15 protein-coding genes are annotated in these 19,367 nt (G+C 71.6%); 7 read left to right on the top strand and 8 right to left on the bottom strand.

All coding sequences use genetic code 11. The features are described 5' to 3' along the window. Window positions 1–30: 30 nt before the first annotated feature. Entirely contained in the window at window positions 31–525 is a 495-nt protein-coding gene (locus ABGA98_RS09970; protein ID WP_347617905.1) for a DUF3145 domain-containing protein, read from the bottom strand. Window positions 526–699: 174 nt separating this feature from the next. Here ABGA98_RS09970 and ABGA98_RS09965 point away from each other — a divergent pair, with 174 nt between their 5' ends. The 6 genes from ABGA98_RS09965 to ABGA98_RS09940 all read left to right on the top strand — a co-directional run bounded on the left by ABGA98_RS09965 (window position 700) and on the right by ABGA98_RS09940 (window position 8,358). Then, entirely contained in the window at window positions 700–1,713 is a 1,014-nt protein-coding gene (locus ABGA98_RS09965) for a S8/S53 family peptidase (protein WP_347617904.1), read from the top strand. A 72-nt stretch (window positions 1,714–1,785) separates the two neighbouring features. Continuing rightward, a complete protein-coding gene (locus ABGA98_RS09960) occupies window positions 1,786–2,340 on the top strand; it encodes a sigma-70 family RNA polymerase sigma factor (protein WP_347617903.1) in 555 nt (184 codons plus the stop codon). Continuing rightward, window positions 2,337–2,783, top strand: coding sequence for a hypothetical protein (locus tag ABGA98_RS09955; protein WP_347617902.1), 447 nt, complete (start codon window positions 2,337–2,339; stop codon window positions 2,781–2,783). The genes ABGA98_RS09960 and ABGA98_RS09955 overlap by 4 nt, the downstream gene beginning before the upstream one ends. A gap of 61 nt (window positions 2,784–2,844) precedes the next feature. Continuing rightward, the gene (locus ABGA98_RS09950; RefSeq protein ID WP_347617901.1) at window positions 2,845–5,346 is read left to right on the top strand and encodes a CHAT domain-containing tetratricopeptide repeat protein; all 2,502 of its coding nucleotides are present in this window, start codon (window positions 2,845–2,847) and stop codon (window positions 5,344–5,346) included. Window positions 5,347–6,132: 786 nt separating this feature from the next. Continuing rightward, window positions 6,133–6,354 carry a hypothetical protein gene (locus tag ABGA98_RS09945; protein WP_347617900.1) on the top strand — a complete coding sequence of 74 codons (222 nt, stop codon included), beginning with the start codon at window positions 6,133–6,135 and terminating at the stop codon, window positions 6,352–6,354. 168 nt (window positions 6,355–6,522) lie between these two features. After that, complete coding sequence (locus ABGA98_RS09940) at window positions 6,523–8,358, top strand: hypothetical protein (RefSeq protein ID WP_347617899.1); 1,836 nt, start codon at window positions 6,523–6,525, stop codon at window positions 8,356–8,358. Between the two features lie 83 nt (window positions 8,359–8,441). Here ABGA98_RS09940 and ABGA98_RS09935 read toward each other — a convergent pair whose 3' ends face one another. The 4 genes from ABGA98_RS09935 to ABGA98_RS09920 all read right to left on the bottom strand — a co-directional run bounded on the left by ABGA98_RS09935 (window position 8,442) and on the right by ABGA98_RS09920 (window position 14,403). Continuing rightward, window positions 8,442–9,257, bottom strand: a complete 816-nt coding sequence (locus ABGA98_RS09935; protein WP_347617898.1) for a sulfurtransferase — start codon at window positions 9,255–9,257, stop codon at window positions 8,442–8,444. Next, window positions 9,254–10,360: a nucleotide pyrophosphatase/phosphodiesterase family protein gene (locus ABGA98_RS09930; protein ID WP_347617897.1), complete on the bottom strand. Its 1,107-nt coding sequence runs from the start codon at window positions 10,358–10,360 to the stop codon at window positions 9,254–9,256. Before ABGA98_RS09930 ends, ABGA98_RS09935 begins: the two co-directional genes overlap by 4 nt. Before the next feature lie 464 nt (window positions 10,361–10,824). After that, window positions 10,825–11,415, bottom strand: coding sequence for a DUF5998 family protein (locus ABGA98_RS09925; RefSeq protein WP_347617896.1), 591 nt, complete (start codon window positions 11,413–11,415; stop codon window positions 10,825–10,827). 114 nt (window positions 11,416–11,529) lie between these two features. Continuing rightward, the gene (locus ABGA98_RS09920) at window positions 11,530–14,403 is read right to left on the bottom strand and encodes a GNAT family N-acetyltransferase (RefSeq protein ID WP_347617895.1); all 2,874 of its coding nucleotides are present in this window, start codon (window positions 14,401–14,403) and stop codon (window positions 11,530–11,532) included. Between the two features lie 169 nt (window positions 14,404–14,572). On the opposite strand from ABGA98_RS09920, the gene ABGA98_RS09915 reads away from it, so the two are divergent. Continuing rightward, a complete protein-coding gene (locus ABGA98_RS09915) occupies window positions 14,573–15,466 on the top strand; it encodes a sugar kinase (RefSeq protein WP_347617894.1) in 894 nt (297 codons plus the stop codon). Here the strand turns inward: ABGA98_RS09915 and ABGA98_RS09910 are convergent. The 3 genes from ABGA98_RS09910 to ABGA98_RS09900 form a co-directional block, all read right to left on the bottom strand. Further along, the gene (locus ABGA98_RS09910) at window positions 15,463–15,606 is read right to left on the bottom strand and encodes a hypothetical protein (RefSeq protein ID WP_347617893.1); all 144 of its coding nucleotides are present in this window, start codon (window positions 15,604–15,606) and stop codon (window positions 15,463–15,465) included. The genes ABGA98_RS09915 and ABGA98_RS09910 overlap by 4 nt on opposite strands. Window positions 15,607–15,872: 266 nt before the next feature. Beyond that, a complete protein-coding gene (locus ABGA98_RS09905) occupies window positions 15,873–17,990 on the bottom strand; it encodes a RecQ family ATP-dependent DNA helicase (RefSeq protein ID WP_347617892.1) in 2,118 nt (705 codons plus the stop codon). Window positions 17,991–18,084: 94 nt separating this feature from the next. Next, window positions 18,085–18,906, bottom strand: coding sequence for a TauD/TfdA family dioxygenase (locus ABGA98_RS09900; protein WP_347617891.1), 822 nt, complete (start codon window positions 18,904–18,906; stop codon window positions 18,085–18,087). Between the last annotated feature and the right edge of the window lie 461 nt (window positions 18,907–19,367).

The following is a 19,367-nucleotide window of genomic DNA, read 5'->3' as shown; positions in this document are numbered from 1 at the left end:
CTGCTCATGCCGAGCGGGTGTACGGCGAGGTCAGACGGCGGCGTGCAGCCAGCGGACCGGCGCGCCGTCCCCGGCATAGCGGAACGGCTCCAGCTCCTCGTCCCACGGCTTGCCGAGCATCCTGTCCAGCTCGTCCTCCAGCACGCACCGGCCCTGAGCGGCCAGCATCATCGCGGTGCGCAGCCGGTCTTCGGGGACCATGATGTCGCCGGCCGCGCCGATGACCGCCGTGAAGGCGCCGAGCGTCGGCGTGTAGGCGTGCCGGGACCCGTCGACACCCGGGGAAGCGTCCTCGGTGATCTCGAATCTGAGCCGCTGCCAGCCCATGAGCGAGGAGGCGATGCCCGCGGCGACGCCCGGCCTGCCCTCCCATTCCGCCTGCGCGCGCACGACGTTGGGCGCGGCGGGTTGCGGAGTCCACGTCAGATCTACGGGCACGCCAAGGACACCCGCGACTGCCCATTCGATGTGTGGACACAGCGCGGGCTGAGCCGAGTGGACGTAAAGGACGCCACGAGCAGACACCGGACCTCCCGTTCGGTACGAGGTGCGCCTTCCCCAACGGCCTCGTCCCAGGATGATCACAAGTGACTAGGGAGAGACTACCGTCGGTCGCCATCCGGCACCAGTGGGGGGCCATACCAACTTGGTGCGGGAGTCGTACGTGACAGCGGGGCAGCGGAGGAAAGATACCGGCTCATGGACATGCAATCTGTCGGCGAGTCGTTCATCCGGCCAGGTCAGGTTCTGACCGACCGGTCGGCGCTGTCCGCCGCGTCGCGCTGGACCTCGGCGGTCTCGGAGGCGGACGGGGTCTGCGTCATCCACCTGTCTCCCGGCGCGGACCCCCGCGAGGTCACCGCCGAGCTCCGCGACCAGGGCGTGCGGGCCTCGCCGAACCACGTGTTCCGCGGCCAGCCGCTGTTCTTCGGCGGCCCCGCGTCCCGGCCCTTCCCCGCTCCGCCCATCCGCTACAAGCCGGGGCGTACGCGCTCGGACGTGGTCATCGGCCTGCTCGACACCGGCGTCGCCGAGCACCCGTGGTGGTCCGGCAGCGACTGGTACGAGCGGCTCGGCCCCGACGACGCCGACGCGGCCGAGGGCGCTCAGGCGGGGCACGGCACGTTCATCGCGGGCCTGCTGGCACGCCGGGCGCCGGGCGCGGCGCTGCGGGTGCACCGGGTGCTGGACGGCGACGGCGTCGGCGACGAGGCGACCGTCGTACGCGCGCTGCACCGCATGCGCGAGCGGCCTCCCGACGTGCTCAACCTGTCCTTCGGCGGCCACACCTTCGACGACCGGCCGCCGCCCCTGCTGTCCGACGCCCTCGCCGCGCTGAGCGACACGGTGACCGTGGCCTGCGCCGGCAACACCGCCTCCGACCGGCCGTTCTGGCCCGCCGCGCTGGGGTGCGCCGTGGGCGTGGCGGCCGTGGACGCCTCGCAGGAGCACCGGGCCGTCTACTCGGGCCATGGCACCTGGGTGGACGCCTGTGCCCGCGGCGACTGGCTGACCAGCAGCTTCCTGCGGGGCGGCGAGTTCGAGGGCTTCGCGTCGTGGAGCGGCACGTCGTTCGCCACCGCGCTGGTGGCGGGCGCCATCGCCGACGCGGCCAGGGACGAGCCGGCGAAGGAGGTGGTCAGGCGGCTCCTCGACACCGGGGAGGCCCGGCAGATTCCGGATCTGGGAGTTCTCGTACCGGCGAGTCTGTAGAGTTTACACTCAGTCCTCAGACAATCACGAAGAGGCATGACCGCCTCGGCGTGCCGCACGGAAGGAGGCCGCATGCCCGATCCACGTGAGCCGGCGGAGCTGGTCACGGCGGCGGCCGACGGCGACCGGACGGCGTGGGACGAGCTCGAGGCCAGATACGGGCCGCGGATGTGGGCGGTGGCCAGGGCGTCCGGGCTCAGCCCTTCCGACGCGGCGGACGCGGTCCAGGGATCCTGGCTGCGGCTGCTCCAGCACCTCCACACGCTCAGGGACCCGGCGAAGGTCGGCGGCTGGCTCATGACGACCGTGCGCCGCGAGGCTCACGCGTTCCTCCGCAAGCGTCATGATGTCGCGCCCTTCGACCACGACGTCCTCGCCCTCGAGGCCGTCGACGATCCCGACCCCGCCTCCGCCGTGCTGGAGGCCGACGGCAGGCGCCTGCTCTGGAAGCAGGTCTCCGCCCTGCACGAGCCCTGCCGCACGCTCATCCAGCTGGTCGCCATCGATCTGGGCAACCGGCAGATGGCGGCGCGACTGGGCATGCCCGTGGGCAGTGTGGGCCCGACCAAGGCCCGCTGCCTCGAGAAACTGCGCACCCTGATCTCATCACAGGAGACGGCGCAATGATCAACGACGAGTATTTCCTGGCGGCCCTCCGGCTGGCCGCGGGAAACGACCCCATCCCGAGCCAGGTGTCCGCCGCCGCACGCGACGTCTACGGGCTGCGGGTCCCCCGCGCGGTGACCGCCACGCCCGCCGCACGCGTCGCGGGCCCCGACGTGCGCGACCCGGACGGCTGCCACCTGGTGCGCTTCGTCGCCGACGACCTCACCTTCGACCTGGAGGTGACGGTGGGCGACGGGCTCATCGACGTCGCGGGCCAGGTGTGCCCCCACCCGGGCGAAGACGCCGTCATCGACGTGAAGACCCCGCACCTCACGTTGACCAGGCACCTCGCCCACAACGGCGACTTCGCCGCGACGGGCCTGCCTCCTGGCTGGCTCAGCGTGGTGTGCCACCGGCCCGGACGTGCCCCCGTACAAACCAGATGGGTGCGCATCCGGCCCTGACCCCGACCACCAGCCGGCAGGGGGTGCCGCGCCCCCGCCCGGCACCAGACCAAGGCCTGCCATGAGTGCATACCCGGACTCATCAGGCGACCTCGATCCGCTCGCCAGGGCGGCCGAGGCCGCGATGCTGCGTTCCCTGGTGGATCCCGGCCACGCCCTGCGCGCGGGCCGCCTCGTGCTGGCGGCTGCCCGCCGCGTCGGCTCCGCCGAGGCCGCGGTCATGTCGCTCAGGGCGATGGCGCTGGCCGCCCGCGAGCTCGGCGACCTGGAAGCGGCCGAGCAGCACCTCCGCGAGGCCCTCGGCACCCCCGGCGCGCCGCAGGAGCGGCTCGCGCAGGTGCGGCTCTCCCTCGTCACCGTGCGCACCGAACGCGGGCACCCCCTGCAGGCACTGCGCGTGGCCGCCCTGGCCTGGGCCTATCTGCGCCCGCTCGACCGCGCCAAACTCGACACGCAGCGCGCGGTCGCCCTGGCCCACCTCGGCCGCCACCAGGAGGCCATCGCCTCCTGCGACCGTGCGCTGCGCGCCCTGGTGACCGCGCCCGGCACCATCGACGACCGCAGGTTCCTGGCGGGCGGCCTGCTCAACCGCGGACTCATCCACTCCTACCGCGGCGACTGGGACGCCGCGATGCGCGACCTGACCGCGTGCCTGAAGATCGCCCGGCACGCCGGACTGCTGCACCTGTCCCGCCTGTCCGCCGCGAACCTGCCGTTCCTCGCGGTACGCCGGGGCGACATCGCCGGGGCGTTCAAGCACTACCGGGACGCCGAGGACACCCTGTTCGGCTTCCCCGAGCGGCTGGCCACGATGCGGGCGGACTTCGCCGGCGCCCTGCTGGCCGCCCACCTGCCCGGTGAAGCCAGGGCGATGCTGAGCCTTGCCGTACCCGACCTTGAAGCGTCGGGCGCCCAGGTGGCGCTGGCCGAGGCGCGGCTCAAACTGGCCCAGGTGGAGCTGCTCACCGGCGACCCGCACCAGGCCAGGCAGGTGGCCGAGCAGGCCGCCGCCGAGCTGGCCGCGCAGGAACGGACCCGCTGGCTGCCGCTGGCGCAGGAGGTCGTGCTGCGATCGCGGCTCGCGCTCGAACCCGTCACCCCCGCCCTCGTCGGCGAGCTGATCGCGTGCGCCGACGAGCTGGAGAACGGCTTCGCCCCGCAGGCAGGGGCGGCGCTGCGGCTCGTGGCGGCCGAGGCGGCACTCGCCGTGGACGACCACCCGACCGCCTCCGCGCAGCTCGCCCGGCTCACCCGGTACGCCGAACGGGGCGAACGATGGGTTCCGGCCGGCACCCGGCTCACCCCGCTGGGCGAGGAGCCACAGGCCAGGCAGCTCGCCTCGCAGATACCAGGACCGGTGCGCCAGCACGCGCTCGCGCTCGAAGCCGCGCTGCAGGAGGACAACACCGGCGCCTTCCGCGCGGTCCAGGACGGGCTGTCGGAGGTCAGCGAGCAGGTCGACACGTTCGACGATCCGTCGCTGCGCGCCCACGCGGCCAGGGCCGGGGAGCGGCTGGCGGCCTTCGGGCTGGGGCTGGCGGTGCGCAACGGAAGCGTCGAGGAGGTGTTCGAGTGGAGCGAGCGGTGGCGGGCCGTCACCGCTCGCGCGCACGCCGGCTCGCCCGCCGAGCCCGAGCGGGTGCGGGCGGAGCTGGGAGCGGGAACCCTGGTGGAGTTCGTGGCCCACGAGGAGTCGCTGCTGGCCGTACTGATCTCCGAGCGACGGGTGCTGCTCCGGAGGCTGGCCGACGTCCGGCAGGTCAAGGAGGCGATCGTCCGGCTGCGCTACTCGCTGCGCCGCCAGGCCGGCCCCGGCGACGTCGAAGCCGCTGCCGTCGACGTCGAACGGCTGGTGCTGCAGCCGCTCCTCGCCGAGCTGGGCAACGGGCCGCTCGTGGTGGTGCCCGTGGGCGCGCTGCACACGCTGCCGTGGGGGGCGCTGCCGTGCCTGCGGGAGCGCCCGGTGAGCGTGGCCGCCAGCGCGGCCGCCTGGGTGCACGCGCTCGATCGGGTACGCCGCGACGGGCCCCCGGTGGTCGTGGCGGCGGCCGGGCCCGCGCTGGCGCACGCGCACGCCGAGGTGGCGCACGTCCTGTCCTGCCACCCTGGGGGACGCGAGTCGCCCGCGCGCACGGCGGACGTCCTGAAGGCGCTCGAAGTCGCGGACGTGCTGCACCTCGCGGCGCACGGGGTGTTCCACTCGCGCAGCCCGCTGGTGTCCGGGATCACGCTGGAGGACGGGCCGCTCATGGCGTACGACCTGCTGGAGGCGCCCCGGTCGGCGGAGCTCGTGGTGCTGTCGGCGTGCAATTCGGGAATGTCGCGGGCACCTGTGGACGGGGCGCCGCTCGGTCTGCCGGGGGCGTTCCTGGCCAAGGGGTCTTCGTGCGTGGTGGCGGGGCTCGTACCGGTGCGGGACGAGGCGGCGCGGGCTGTCATGGGAGTGTTCCACGAGCTCGTGGCGGCGGGCCGGCCACCTGACGCGGCTCTGGCGTGCGCCGCGGCCAAGACGGGGGAGCACGCCTTCGTCTGCTTCGGCGCAGGCGACCGGGCGCTGTATTAGCCCGAAGGAAGGCGCCAACATCAGGGACCGTATCCGGCGGCCACGATTCTCTTGTTTCACATATACGACCGTTCTCTGAACGCGGCACTCGAATCATAGACATCAATACCCACAAAGCCCCAATAAAGCCAGAGACCTGCCTATATCGGTGAGAATCGGACTGACATCTCAGGCTCGATGAGGTTTTACTGAGAGGTGACAGGTCGACCGATTCGCGGCGACATGGTCGGGTATGCCGAGCATGCCGCGCATACCTAGCGGCATGGACAACGGATTGATGGATACAATCCCTGCACGTATACGGAAGTCAAATGACACCAAAAGGCTTTAAGCGGAATAGCGCCGCGGCGGCTTTGCCCTGGTGTGGCTCGCCGCAGCGTCACTGGCCTTCGCGCCTCCACTGTCGTCAGTGGGGAACGCGTATGCCGACGCAGACGATCCACCGCGGCCAATGAACTCTGACGTCTCCGGCGACATCTTGCGGGACGCTTCCCCGCAGTCCCAGCGTCTCCAACCGTGTGGGCACGATGAGCGGCGGTGCCACAAGTGCTGCGCCCACGATCGCTGCCCCAAGTGCCCGATCGGTGCAACAGGGCCCACCGGTCCTGCCGGCCCGACCGGACCACAAGGAACCCCGGAATCGCCGGAGAGACCGGCCCGACCGGACCCGCCGGGGACACCGGACCTACCGGGCCCAGCCAGTCGATAGACAGCGCGCAGGCCAACAACAACTACTTCACGCTGCTTGTCCCGAGTTCCGGAGGACTCTTTGTCCGTGACGCGAACGTGTCGCCGACCTGGCAGGACCTGTCGTCGCTCGTGCCGGAGGGCGAGACGGTCGTCGCGGCCACGATAGTGGATCAGGGCCAGCCGCCGAGTAACGACGTCCACATCTCCATCCTCACCGCGGACGGAGACGTCTACCAGACGGCGTGCGTGGTCACGGGCGACTACACCTGGCCGACGAACTGCACCGCATTCGTCGACAACACACCGCCGGACAACTGATTTCCAGCGGGCGGATGCCGCACTCGCCACGTTCGGGCGCGGCGTCCGCACGTCAGGGCCCCTGACCGGAATCGAGCCCGGAGGGCGGGCCTGTCCTCCCGTCTCCGCGCTCGCCCTGGATACGCGGGGCACCTTACGCAGCACCGACTCGTCTCCTCAGAGGTCATCGTGGGCTCAGCCACCATCACCCGATCCGAACTCCTCGTGTCCGGCGGCGAAGCTCGGCGTCCACGTATCCGGTCGTGGGCCGTCGCGCTGCTGCTGGGCTGGCTGGGGCAGGCCGTTCTGCGCGTTGTTCTGGGAGTGCAGCATGCCGCTCCTCTGTTGATCCCCGATGAGTCCGGATATCTCCTGGCGGCACGACTGCTGGCGGGGGGCTCGGCCGCTGACCTGTCCGGGCGAACCTTCTATCAGGGCGGCTATCCGCTGCTCATCGCACCCGCGTACTGGTTCAGCGACGATCCGCAGATCGTCTATCACCTGGCGATCTGCGTCAACGCGAGCATCGGGGCCGGGCTCCTCCTGCTCGCCTACGTCGCACTTCGCCGGATGGGCCTGCCCCGCGGCAAGGCCTACCTGCTGGCCCACGCGACCGCGCTCCTTCCATCAGCGGTCTACTACTCGCAGTTCGCGCTCACGGACGCCGTGCTGCCGGTGCTCGTGCTCGGCTGGCTCCTGCTGCTGCACACCTGGCTGAACGGCGGCGCCCGACTCCACGGCTACGCGGCCGCCGCAGTGGCGGCCCTCGCCTACAGCATGCACAGCCGGGGGATCATCATTCTCCTGGTGCACGTGTGCCTGCTCGCCGTCGTCGCCGTGCGGCGCCACCGGCCACGACGTCCCGATGTGCTGGTGATGGCGGCCATCACGGTGGTGGGCGTGGGGCTGGGATGGCTGCTCAACGCGTGGATACAACGCCGGATATACCCGGGCGGCGTCGCTCCCCTCGGCGACTGGCTCACAGACCGGCTGACCAGCATGGACGGGATGGCATGGACTCTCGCGGTGGCGACCGGCCAAGTCTGGCACACACTCGTCGCCACCTTCGGCGTGGCGGGCATCGGGCTGGTCGTGCTGGCCGTCATAGCGTTGCGCGCCGGTTTCCCGACGCCCGATCGCCTGCTCGCGGGCACCATCCTGAGCTCGATCGCCGGGGTGGCCCTGGCCACGTCGGCCGCCCTGCCGAGCGAAGGTACCGTCGCCAATCTCGCCTATGGGAGGTATCTCGCCTGTTTCACCCCTGTGCTTTTCATCGTGGGATTGATCGTGCTGACTCACTGCCCACGCGTGGTCGCGACGCGGGCCGTTCTCGCGACGGTCGGCCTGACCGTCGCGACAATGGCGGTGGTTCACCTGCATGCGGGTGAACGACTCACCAGCGATTTCTTCGGCGTATTCGACTTTCCCGAAATATCATTTCTTACCGGGGATTGGGATTTGCTGAGCCTGGGACAGGCCACGCTGACCTCGATGGCCGCCATCACCGTCGCGGCCCTGTTGAACGGCCAGGTGGGCCGCAGGGCCTGGCCGGCCGTGGTCGCCACGGCCTGCATCCTGACCGAGCTGGCGATCGCGGGCGTCGTGGTCGCCAAGGTCTCCGCGCCGTGGGGGCGCACCCTGAAGTACGCCACCGATCTGAGCCCCGTCGGGCTGCGGCCCGATGATCGGGTGGGTATGTACTACCCGGGCGTGCACTGGCGGATCTGGGTGTCGCAGGCGTTCCAGGTGCCGACCGAGCTGATTCCGATCGACCTGCACCGCACCGAGCGACTGGACCCGCGGGTGACTCTGGCCGTGGTCCCCTGGCCGACGGGGTCGGAGGTCGGGCACACCTGGCCCGCTGCGCCACCCGGATGGCGGCCGATGATCGCCAACCAGAACCACGCGGGTAACTGGGTGGCCTGGAGCCACATCTCGCGGGAAGTGCCGGATCCACCGGCGCCACGCTCCGAGGCCGCTCCAGCGGATACGGCCGCCCCCATCCGAGCAGCCTCTACGGACTGACGGGCCCTGCCCCACACGGCGGGCCGTCGGACGAGCCGGCCCGCGATCGTACGAACGGAACCAGCTGATCGCCGGGCCGGCGCTCAGCCCGTGGCGACGGGTCTCGACGGGTCGGCGACCCAGTCGGACCAGGAGCCCACGTAGAGTGCGGCGGGCAGGCCCGCCACCTCCATGGCCAGCACCTCGTGGGCGGCCGTCACGCCGGATCCGCAGTAGGCGCCCGCCTCCACCCCGTCGCGGATCCCGAAACCGGCGAAGCGGGACCGGAGGGCGCCGGGCGCGAGGAACCTGCCGTCGGGGCCGACGTTCTCGGTGGTGGGCGCGTTGACCGCCCCAGGGACGTGCCCCGCCACCGGATCGACCGGCTCCACCTCACCTCGGTAGCGCTCGGCCGCCCTGGCGTCGAGCAGCACACCCTTGGTGGCCAGCGCCGCCGCCTCGTCGGCCACCAGGACCGGCATCCCACCAGGCCGGGACGTGAACTCGCCCACCGCGACAGCGGGCGCCTCCTTCGCGACCGGCAGCCCCGCCCCGGTCCAGGCGGCCAGCCCTCCGTCGAGCACACGGACGTCCCGGTGGCCGAAGTAGCGCAGCGCCCACCAGGCCCTGGCCGCCACCGTGGAACCCACGTCGTCATAGACCACGACCGGCCGGTGGTCGGACACGCCGAGGCGGCGCATCGCGTCCTGGAACGCGCCGGGATCCGGCAACGGGTGCCGGCCGCCGTCGCCGGGAGGCCCGGCGAGGTCGGTGTCGAGGTCGCAGTAGACGGCGCCCGGGATGTGCCCTTCGCGGTAGAGCTCCGCCCCCGGCGGGCCGCCGAGCCGCCAGCGGACGTCGAGCACCGTCACGCCGTCGAGCGCGGCGAGATCGGCGGGTGTGATGAGCGGGCTCGTCACGTGCGTACCTCCAGGAGCGGGACGTTCTGCTCGGCCGCCGTCAGCGAACCGTGGTAGCCGGTGAAGATCGCCTCGACCGGATGGTTCGTGGGGGCGGTGATGGCCAGGTCGGTGTAGGGGACGGCCACGACGTCGCCGATGCGCTCCAGCCACGCGTCACGCACGCGGGGCCCGAACCAGCCCGACTCGACCGCCTCCTCCCTGGAGACTACCCAGGCCTTCCCCGCGAAGATCTCGCGCCACGCCTCCAGCACCTGATCACCCGCGCCCGGCTCGGCATAGACGTGCCTGGCCCTGGCCTCGCCGCCGAGCAGCGCCACTCCCTGCGTCAACTCGGGGACGCTCTCGGCATCGACCTTCTCGCCGACGTTGACCATGCCGTGGTCGGCGGTGACGTAGAGGGCGGACCCGGGCGGCAGGCCCTCGGCGATCCGCTGGGCCATGCCGTCGACCACGCCGAGCTGCCGCAGCCACTCCTCGCTGCCCCAGCCCGTCATGTGACCGGCCGCGTCGAGATCTCCGTAGTAGACGGTGACGTGAGCGGGCCGCCGCCGCATCGCCTCGCGCACGCGGGCGACGCGCTCGTCGGCGGTCTCGGCGGCCACGTAGCGCACGCCACGGTAGACGGCCCTGGTCAGCCCGGAGCCCTCGAACTGCGCGGGCGCGACATAGACGGAGTCGATGCCGGCCAGAGTGGCGCGCTCGTAGACGGTCTCGGCGGGCTGCCACTCGTCCGGGTCCATCGCGTGGCCGCCGGGCATCGTCCAGCGCAGGCAGTTGAACAGGTGCCCGGTGCCCGGCACGGCCAGCATCAGCCCGAGCATGCCGTGCTCGCCCGGCGTCAGGCCCGTGCCCAGCGAGCACAGGCTCGTCACGGTCGTGGCGGGAAAACCCGCGGTGAGCGTCCTGCTCCGCAGGCCGGCCAGGAACGGGGCGGCGTCGGCGTGGGCGCGCAGCAACTCGGCTCCCAGACCGTCCACCAGGAACAGGCAGACGCGCTCGGCGGGCTCGATGGCGAGCGTGTTGGGCGCGCGCATTCCCAGCGCGGCCAGCAACGAGTCAGGCAGATCCGTCAGCGCCCCGCCGCCGTACCCCGGCATCATGCGCCTAGCCTAACCGCCGCTCGCGTTGGATCCGGCTTGCATCTGTTACGGCGGCGCTGGTCTTGGGCTTGCATCTGTTACGGCAAAGCCGGCCTGCCCGCACGCGCCGACGCTGGTTTCCGTCCGTCATGGCCGGTCGTGAAGGCTCACGGGGTGCTCGCCGTGACGAGCGTCTTCTGGGCCGTGTTCTTCGCCGAATCGTCGGCCGACGTGCCTGTCGGCCGGTGCCTCCATCGACCGTGTCTCCGGGCGACCGTCCGCCTGCGTCGTGAGAGGAACAGCAACGTGGAAGCTCTGCCGTTTCCAGGCCCGCCGACTCACCCGTGATGGTCGCCGCCTGTCCGCAACTGTTCTTCTTCGCCGGGCGGCTTCTTGGCGGGGTCCAGCCGGAATCCGGGGGTGTGGGGTGAAAGGGGCGGGGGCGCGCCGGCGTCGAGGGCGGGCCGGTGCGGGGCCGGGAGAGGTCAGGCGGTGGCGTGAGCCGTGGCTTCGGAGAGGGACTTCGCGAACGCCAGGACGTGGGTGACCGCCTCGGGGCCGTCGGCCGCCTCACTGACCCGGAGCGAGAGGTCGTCGGCGGTGATGGCGCCGGTGTAGCCGTGGTCGGCCTCGCAGTTTTCGTCGCCGCAGGTGGCCGGCTCCAGATCGACGTGGGAGATGGCGCCCCAGCCGATCGTGAGGGTCACTTCCGTGGGCGGGACACCGGGCGCGTAGGCGGCGGGGTCGGGCACCACGCGGGTGACGGCGACCGACTGGACGCGGCTCAGACGCACGGCCTCCGTGGTGGTGGAGGCGTGGGACGCGGAGACGCCCTCCACCGCCGGGTGCTCGTCGGTGTGGCAGACCAGCAGCCGCGTCGTCGTCAGCACCAGGACCGTGACGTGCCTGCGCACCTCCATGGCAGGATCGAAGGTCGCCTCGTGGTGCACCACGAACGCGGTCACGACCTCCTTGCCCAGCGCGGATTCGACCGCGTCGGTGACGAGGTCGGGATAATAGCCGCTGCGCTCGATCGCTTCGCGCAGGCCCGCGGCGGAGACTCGGGTTTCCCTCATGGGTCCATCCTGCCAGGGCCGGGCAGTGCACTCACCCGCCGGATATAACGCTCTATAACGGTCTGTGTACAGGTAACACTGAGCACTCCGTTCCCTGCATTCGCTCAAGGCCTATCAGGAGAGCCGGCGCGGGCCACCGTCAAGACGCGGGCCCGCCGGCGTGCGCAGGGTGGCGCGGGCGCCGAGGATCATGACATCCGACTCCCCCACGAGCACCTGGTCGAGGTCCAGCCGGGCCAGCTCCGGCAGGTCACTGGCCAGGCGGCCGACGCGTACGAGCAGATCCTCCAGGGCGCCGACGGCCACGGGCGGGTAGCCGTACTCGCCGAACAGGAGCGGAGCCGCGCGTACGGAGCGCACCAGGGCGGCGGCGTCCTCGCCGGTCAGCGGGGCCAGGCGGAAACCCTGGTCCTGCAGCAGCCGGGCGGTCACCTCGCCCAGCCCGAACGACACGACCGGCCCGAACGCGGGGTCCTCGACGACGCCCACGACGGTCGGCACGGCGGGCTGCGGAGCCATACGCTGGACCGCGAGCTCCGCTCCTTCGCCCAGTTGCACGGCGAACTCCGTGTAGGCGTTGCGGACCATCTCCGGGCCCGTCAACCCCAGGCGCACCGTCCCGGCTCTGCGTGAGGCGCCCGGGTCGGCGACCTTGACCACCACGGGCCAGCCCAGGTGCTCGGCCGCCGCCACCGCCTCATCGGCGGAACGCACCAGCTCGGCCCGCCACACGGTCAGGCCGTAGCAGGACACCAGCTCGGTGGGGTCGATCTCGACCGGCGGCCCCGGCTCGGCGAACACACCCGACGAGCCGGTCCGCCCGGCGTCCGGCCCTCCGCCCAGTGTCCCAGACGGTGTCCCAGACGGCGCTCCGGCGGACGTGGGGACCGATTCACCAAGCGCCCCACCGGGCGACGTGACGGCGGCCTCACCGGACGACCCATCGGACGGCCCGGCGATCGCCGTACCGGGTGATCCATCAGGCGACGCGGTGACCGCCTCACCCGGCGAGGAAGTGACAGTGTCTCCCGAAGGGGCGGCGGCCAGGGCGGTGCGGGCCAGGGATCGGGCGCGGGTGGTGTCGATGCCGTCGAGTTCCGGTGGCGGCACCGCCGGGTGTGCCCGCCACCTCGCGTACCGCACCACGTGCGCCAGCGCCCTCACCGCCTCCTCGGGCGCCGCGTAGGAGGGGATGGAGCACCTCCCGGGCGTCGCGGAACCGGTCTCGACACGCAGCGCCGGATGCATGCCCAGATGACCGTGGAACGTGGTCACCACCGGCTTGGCGACGTCCTTGGAGACGCGCAGCAGCTCGGCGGCCACCTCGTCGGACGCGCCGGGGATGGGCGGCATGTGGATCACGACGGCGGCGTCCACGTCCGGGGAGGACAATTCGCCGGCGAGCGCCGTACCGAACTCCGAGGGACCCGCGGCGGGACCGAGGTTGACCGGCGGGCGGGGCTCGAGGCCCGCGGCGAGGCAGGCGTCGGCGGCGAGCAGGCCGAGCGCGTCGGAGTTGGTCACGAGCGCGACCCTGGGCCCGGCGGGCAGCGGCTGGTACGCCAGCACCTGCCCCACGTCGAACAGCTGGATGAGATCGTCGACCCTGATGAGCCCCGCCTGCTCGAACAGGGAGCTGATCGCCGAGTCGGGCAGCCCGAGCTCTTCCGCCGAGTGCCCCGCGGGGGTGCCGCCGCTCTTGACCACCACGATGGGCTTGCGGCGGGCGATGCGCCGGGCCAGCCGGGTGAACTTGCGCGGATTGCCGAGCGACTCCAGGTAGAGCAGGATCACATCGGTGGAGTCGTCTTCCTCCCAATACTGCAGCAGGTCGTTGCCGGACACGTCGGCCCGGTTGCCCGCGGAGACGAACGACGAGATGCCCATGCCACGCTGCGCCACCCGCTGGAGCAGCGCGGTGCCGAGCGCGCCCGACTGGCTGAAGAACCCCACCTTGCCCCGGCCCGGCACGGTGGGGGCGAGGGTGGCGTTGAGCTTGACGGCCGGGTCGGTGTTGGCGATGCCGAGGCAGTTGGGGCCGACGACGCGCAGGCCGTAGGAGCGGGCGATCCTGGCGAGCTCGTCCTGCCTGGCCCGGCCCAGCGCGCCCGTCTCGCCGAACCCCGACGAGACCACGACCAGCCCGTGCACGCCCTTCTCCGCGCACTCCTTGACCGCGTCGAGCACGCTCTCGGCAGGCACGGCCACCACGGCCAGGTCGACCTCGTCGTCGATCGCCGTCACGCTCGGATGGGCGCGTACGCCGTGCACCGCCCGCACCTCGCGGTGCACGGGGTAGACGGGGCCGGTGAAGCCGGCGGCCAGCAGGTTGCGCAGGACGCTCTGACCGACGCCCCCGGGCTCGCGCGAGGCTCCGATGACCGCGACGGAGCCGGGGGTGAGCAGCCGGGCGATGGACCTGGCCTCGGCGCGGTGCTCGCGGGCGGCCGTCACCTCGGCTGAGGTGTCGGTGGGGGTGAGGTCGAGCGTCATGCGTACGACGCCGTCGGCGAACCGGCTCTGGGCCGTGTAGCCCGCCTGCCGCAGCAGGCCCGTCATCCGCATGTTGGCGGGCAGGACGTCGGCGATGAAGCGTTCGATGCCGTGCTCGCGGGCCGTGGCCGCCAGGTGCTCCAGGAGCACGGAGGCCACTCCCCTGCCCTGGTGCGCGTCCTCGACGAGGAAGGCGACCTCGGCCTCGCCGGGGCCGGTGCGGTCGTAGCGGATCACGGCGACCATCTCGTCGCCGATGGTGGCGATCAGCGCGACTCTGGTGACGTAGTCGACGTTCGTGAAGCGGGCGACTTCCTTGTCGGACAGCCGCGGCCGGGGCCCGAAGAAGCGAAAATAGATCGACTCGTCGGACAGACGGGAGTAGAAGGAACGGAGACGATCGGCGTCGGCGGGCCTGATCGGCCTGACGTGTGCGGTGCCGCCGTCGGCCAGGACGACATCCGCCTCCCAGTGAGCCGGATACTGTTCCTCCACAGTCCTGAGCGTAAACCCGCATCCCACATGCCAAGACCCGGGGCCCCAGTTGGGCAACGCTTGTGCATCGACTGCTGCCCTGTGTGATGGGTCCGTCCCACGAGCAGCCCGGAAGCTGTTAGTTTTGCCGTGGCCAGGCTCGTTCCGAAGGCAGCAAGGTGGTGACATCATGACGCGGGTCGTCGTGGTGGGCGATCTCATGACCGACGCGGTCGCGCGCGCCCGTTATGCGCTCGCCAGGGCGAGCGACACCCCGGCGATCGTGACCATGCACGGCGGGGGCTCGGGGGCGAACATCGCCTCGTGGCTGGCCGTCGAGGGCGCGGAGGTGGCCTACATCGGCCGCAGGGGCGCCGACATCACGGGGCGCAACCGCGACATGGAGCTGATGGGCTACGGCGTCGACGCCCGGCTCGTCATGGACCCTGAGCGGCCCACCGGCACCTGCGTGGTGCTCGTGACGCACAAGGGCGAGCGCACCATGTTGTCCGACCCCGGCGCCAACGCGGCGCTGTCGCCGGAAGACCTGCCGCGCGACCTGTTCGGCCAGGGCACACATCTGCATCTCTCCGGCTACACGCTGATCAACGAGGGTTCGCGCGACGCCGGTCTCGCGGCGCTCGACATGGCCAGGCGCACCGGCATGTCGATCTCGGTCGACTGCGCCTCGTCCGCGCCGCTGGAGCGCACGGGCGCCGAGCCGTTCCTCGAGTGGACCAACGGCGCCAAGCTGCTGTTCGCCAACATCGACCAGGCCAAGGTCCTGACGGGCCGCGACGAGCCCGAGGCCGCCGCCAAGGTGCTGACCGCGTGGTTCCCGCAGGTCGTGATCAAGATGAACGCCGAGGGCGCGCTGTGGTATAGCAACGGTCGCCCCGATCCGGTCCGGGTCGCCGCCGAGCCGGTCGACAAGATCGTCGACGGCACCGGTGCGGGTGACGCGTTCTCCGCCGGGTTCCTGCCGCCGTGGCTCGAGGGCAAGCCGCCGGCGGAGGCGCTGGCGTCGGGTTGCCGCCTGGCGGCCAAGGCCATCATGCATCTGGGTGCGCGTCCCCCGTTCTAGTGCCCGATCAGCACGTTCACGCGGAGCCTGGCGCGCAGAACGAACGTCGCGGCCACCCGCTGCAGGGGCGACAACCACACCATGGCGGCCGCGGCGCGCGACACGACGGCCGGATCATCACGGCGGTGAACGCCTGCCACTTCACCGGCGGCCCCTGCGCCGTCCCGACAGCTACGTCTGGGCGGACCACCGGCTCGACGCCGAGGAGGGCGCACCTCCTGGCGCACGCTGATCACCGGTGAAGCTTGCCTGACGCGGTGCCGGCGGCTCCCGCCAGCGACGTGTTCGCGTGGGCGGGGACGATGGTGTTCGCGGCCACGGGGAGGCGACGTTCGGTTCCGGGCCGATGCCGGTGGTGATGCACCGACCTGGTCACGATGGGTCTCACCCTGACCGGCCGTGCCGGTCAGGAGGTGGTGGCCAGGGCGAGCGGGAGCACGGCGGGCGCCCCGGCGTGGCGCACCATGGCCGCGCCCAACGTCATCGTCCACCCCGTGTCGACGCGGTCGTCGATGAGCAGGACCGGACCGCCGCACTGCGCGATCGCGGCGCCCACGTCCTTCGGCATGGCGAGCGTGCCCCTGATCGCCTGCACCCGTTTGGCGCTGTTGAACTGCTGCCCGGGCGAGCCCGCACGGTAGCCCAGCTCCCCCAGGTAGGACAGCCGCCCGACCTGGGCCAGCCGTTCGGCGAACGTGCGCACCAGCTTCGGCCGCGTCGCCGACGGCACGCTTACCACGGCCACCGGGCGCTCGCGCCAGTCCCACGCGGACAACACCTTCACCACGGCCGCGAACATGTCGTCGGCCATCGGCCCGTCGCCGGCGCTGAACATCTCGCGCAGCCGGTTGCCCCACCCGATGTCGGTCAGCCGCCCCAGCGCCCGGCCCGGCTCGGCGCCCAGTTCGGGCTTGATCCGGCCGGACAGGTCGGGCAGCCCGGTGGGCCACTGCCTGCGGGCCTCGATCTCGACACCGGGCCTGCTCAGGCGCTCGCGGGCGCCCTCGACGGCCTGCGCGCCGATCTCCGTCGAGCGGTGCGTGCCGGTGCAGTTGTCGCAGCGGCCGCACGGCGTGGCGGTCTCGTCGTCGAGGTGCCCGCGCAGGAACCGCTCCCGGCACTCGGAGGTGGTCAGGTAGCTGAGCATGGCGTCCTGCTCGGCCTTGCGCTCCGCGGCGATGCGGGCGTAACGCTCGGTGTCGTAGGCCCACGGCTGCCCGGTGGCCTCCCAGCCGCCCTTGACCCGGCGGACCGCGCCGTCGACGTCGAGGACCTTGAGCATCATCTCCAGCCGGCCGCGGCTCAGGTCGACGGCCGTTTCGAGCGCGGGGGTGGACATGACGCCGCGCTCTTCGAGGGTCTGGAGCGTGGTGCGTACGACGGGCTCGGGCGGGAACGCCAGCGACGCGAAATAGGCCCAGATGTCGCGGTCTTCCGTGCCGGGCAGCAGGATGACCTCGGCCCGTTCGACGCCGCGCCCGGCCCGGCCGACCTGCTGGTAGTAGGCCACGGGCGACTGCGGCGCCCCGACGTGCACCACGAACCCGAGATCGGGTTTGTCGAACCCCATCCCGAGCGCGCTCGTCGCCACCAGCGCCTTGATCTGGTTGCGGAGCAGCGCCTCCTCGGCCGCCAGCCGCTCGGCCGGTTCGGTCTGGCCGGAGTAGGCGGCCACCTCGAGCCCCTGCTCGCGCAGGTAGCCGGCGATCTCGTGGGCGGCGGCCACGGTGAGGGTGTAGACGATGCCGGAGCCGGGCAGCTCGCGCAGCGTCTGGGCCAGCCAGGCCAGCCGCTGCTCGGCGGTGGGCAGGCGGACGACGCTCAGGTGCAGGCTCTCGCGTTCGAGCGGCCCGCGCAGGACGAGCGTGTCGTCGCCGCCCTCGGGCCGCAACTCCGGGGGAAGGCTCAACTGCTCGGCCACGTCGCGGGTGACGCGGGCGTTGGCGGTGGCGGTGGTGGCGAGCACGGGGATGCCCGGCGGCAGGTCACCGAACAATGTGGCCAGCCTGCGGTAGTCGGGCCTGAAGTCGTGGCCCCAGTCGGAGATGCAGTGGGCCTCGTCGACCACGACCAGCCCGGCGCTCTCGGCCAGCTCGGGCAGGACGTTGTCGCGGAAGTCGGGGTTGTTGAGCCGCTCGGGGCTGACCAGCAGCACGTCGACCATGCCGTCGGCGACCTGGCCGTAGATCTCCTCCCACGCCTCGGGGTTCGCGGAGTTGATCGTGACGGCCCTGATGCCGGCCCGCTCGGCGGCGGCGATCTGGTTGCGCATGAGGGCCAGCAGCGGCGAGACGATGACGGTGGGGCCCTCGCCGAGCTCGCGCAGGAGCGCGGTGGCCACGAAATAGACGGCCGACTTGCCCCAGCCGGTGCGCTGCACGACGAGCACCCTGCGGCGGTCGATCACGAGCGCCTCTATGGCGGCCCACTGGTCGTCGCGGAGCACGGCGTGCTCACCCGCCAGCGCCCGCAGCCGCGTCTCGGCCTCTTCCCGTAGCATCCCGACATCGGGGGCGTCAATCATGCCTCCCTTGTTACCAGCTCTCCCGGGCGCCGTGGTGACCGAGGCCCGCAAAACCAGCATCTTTTACGGCATGCGCGGGCTGGTGCCGTGAGGGCTACGCGTCGGCGTGCTCGGGGAAGGCGTTGATGGTGACGCGGTGCATCCGGCGGCGTTCGGTGTAGTCGGCGACCGCGTAGTGCTGGGTGGGGCGGTTGTCCCAGAAGGCCAGCGTCCCAGGCCGCCACCGCAGCCGGAGCTGGAACTCGGGCGAGCGGATGTGGTCGATCAGGAAGGGCAGGAGCGCCTCGTTCTCCCGGTCGCTCAGCCCCACCAGGCGGGTCGTCGACGCGCGGTTGACGAAGAGGGCCTTGCGGCCGGTCTCGGCGTGCACGCGGACGACCGGGCGTTCGATCGGCGGCCACTTCGCCTGGATCTCGGCCAGGTCGAACGGGTGCCCCTTCGAGATGGCCTTCTTCATCGACATCGTGATGTCGTGCACGGCGGTCAGCTCGTCGCACAGCCGCTGCAGCGACGGCGAGAGCGTCTCGTAGGCCAGGTACGTGTTGGCCCAGCACGTGTCGCCGCCCACGCTGGGCAGCTGGACGCAGCGCAGCAGCGAGCCCATCGGCGGAGTGGGTTCGAAGGTGTTGTCGCTGTGCCACTCGTCGCCGCCTTCACCCTTGGGCGAGGTCTGGTCGAGCACGTGGATGGGGCTGCCGGCGTCCTTCTTGAAGGCGGGATGGTTGAGCGTGCCGAAGTTGAGGGCGAACTGCAGGTGCTGCTCGTCGTCGATGTTCTGGTCGCGGAAGAACAGGACGAGATGCTGGAGCCAGCCCTCGCGCAGGGCCGCGACCTCTTCCGGTGAGAGCGGCTTGCGCAGATCGACCCCGGTGACCTCGGCGCCGATGTGCTTCGTCACGGGATAAAACTCGATCATGACGCCTCCGAAGACGACGGGAGCCTCGTGTCCGGAACGTAGCACCCAAGCAATTGCTTGGTCAAGAATGGTAGGAAATCGAACATGTTTACGAGAAGTGGTGGGGGATCGCGTATCATCTTGACGCCGGCGACGTGCGCACCGCACACTCCCCGGCAACCGGATCATCACCGAGGAGGCGTCTTGACGGCAGCGGCCCTCGCCCGCGCGGCCCTGCAGGCGGCCCGCGAAGGCATGAGCAACGCCATGGATACGTCACAGCGCGCCTGGCTCGTGCCATCATCTCCAGGGGAGAAAACGTCACACCCGCACCGGTCTCGTGCCCGCGCGCGCCCTCGGCCGCCGTCGCGACCGGGAGAGCTTACGTCGACGCCCCGCCCGCCGACCTGACGCCGCTCTGCCGGGCTGAGGGTTACGGTTACCGCACAAGGACAGAAGGAGGATGCGCTTCCCCTCGGCGC

The organism is Nonomuraea sp. B1E8, assembly GCF_039871515.1.
In the GTDB taxonomy this organism is placed as follows: domain Bacteria; phylum Actinomycetota; class Actinomycetes; order Streptosporangiales; family Streptosporangiaceae; genus Nonomuraea.
The sequence above is the reverse complement of the archived record's forward strand: the minus strand, read 5'-3'. Positions and strand labels throughout refer to the sequence as shown.

Bases quoted from the DNA above. Each gene is read 5' to 3' on its own strand.
- ABGA98_RS09900 (WP_347617891.1), bottom strand. From the start codon at position 18,906: ATGATCGAGTTTTATCCCGTGACGAAGCACATCGGCGCCGAGGTCACC.
- ABGA98_RS09955 (WP_347617902.1), top strand. From the start codon at position 2,337: ATGATCAACGACGAGTATTTCCTGGCGGCCCTCCGGCTGGCCGCGGGA.
- ABGA98_RS09960 (WP_347617903.1), top strand. From the start codon at position 1,786: ATGCCCGATCCACGTGAGCCGGCGGAGCTGGTCACGGCGGCGGCCGAC.
- ABGA98_RS09965 (WP_347617904.1), top strand. From the start codon at position 700: ATGGACATGCAATCTGTCGGCGAGTCGTTCATCCGGCCAGGTCAGGTT.
- ABGA98_RS09950 (WP_347617901.1), top strand. From the start codon at position 2,845: ATGAGTGCATACCCGGACTCATCAGGCGACCTCGATCCGCTCGCCAGG.
- ABGA98_RS09925 (WP_347617896.1), bottom strand. From the start codon at position 11,415: ATGAGGGAAACCCGAGTCTCCGCCGCGGGCCTGCGCGAAGCGATCGAG.
- ABGA98_RS09915 (WP_347617894.1), top strand. From the start codon at position 14,573: ATGACGCGGGTCGTCGTGGTGGGCGATCTCATGACCGACGCGGTCGCG.
- ABGA98_RS09930 (WP_347617897.1), bottom strand. From the start codon at position 10,360: ATGATGCCGGGGTACGGCGGCGGGGCGCTGACGGATCTGCCTGACTCG.
- ABGA98_RS09905 (WP_347617892.1), bottom strand. From the start codon at position 17,990: ATGATTGACGCCCCCGATGTCGGGATGCTACGGGAAGAGGCCGAGACG.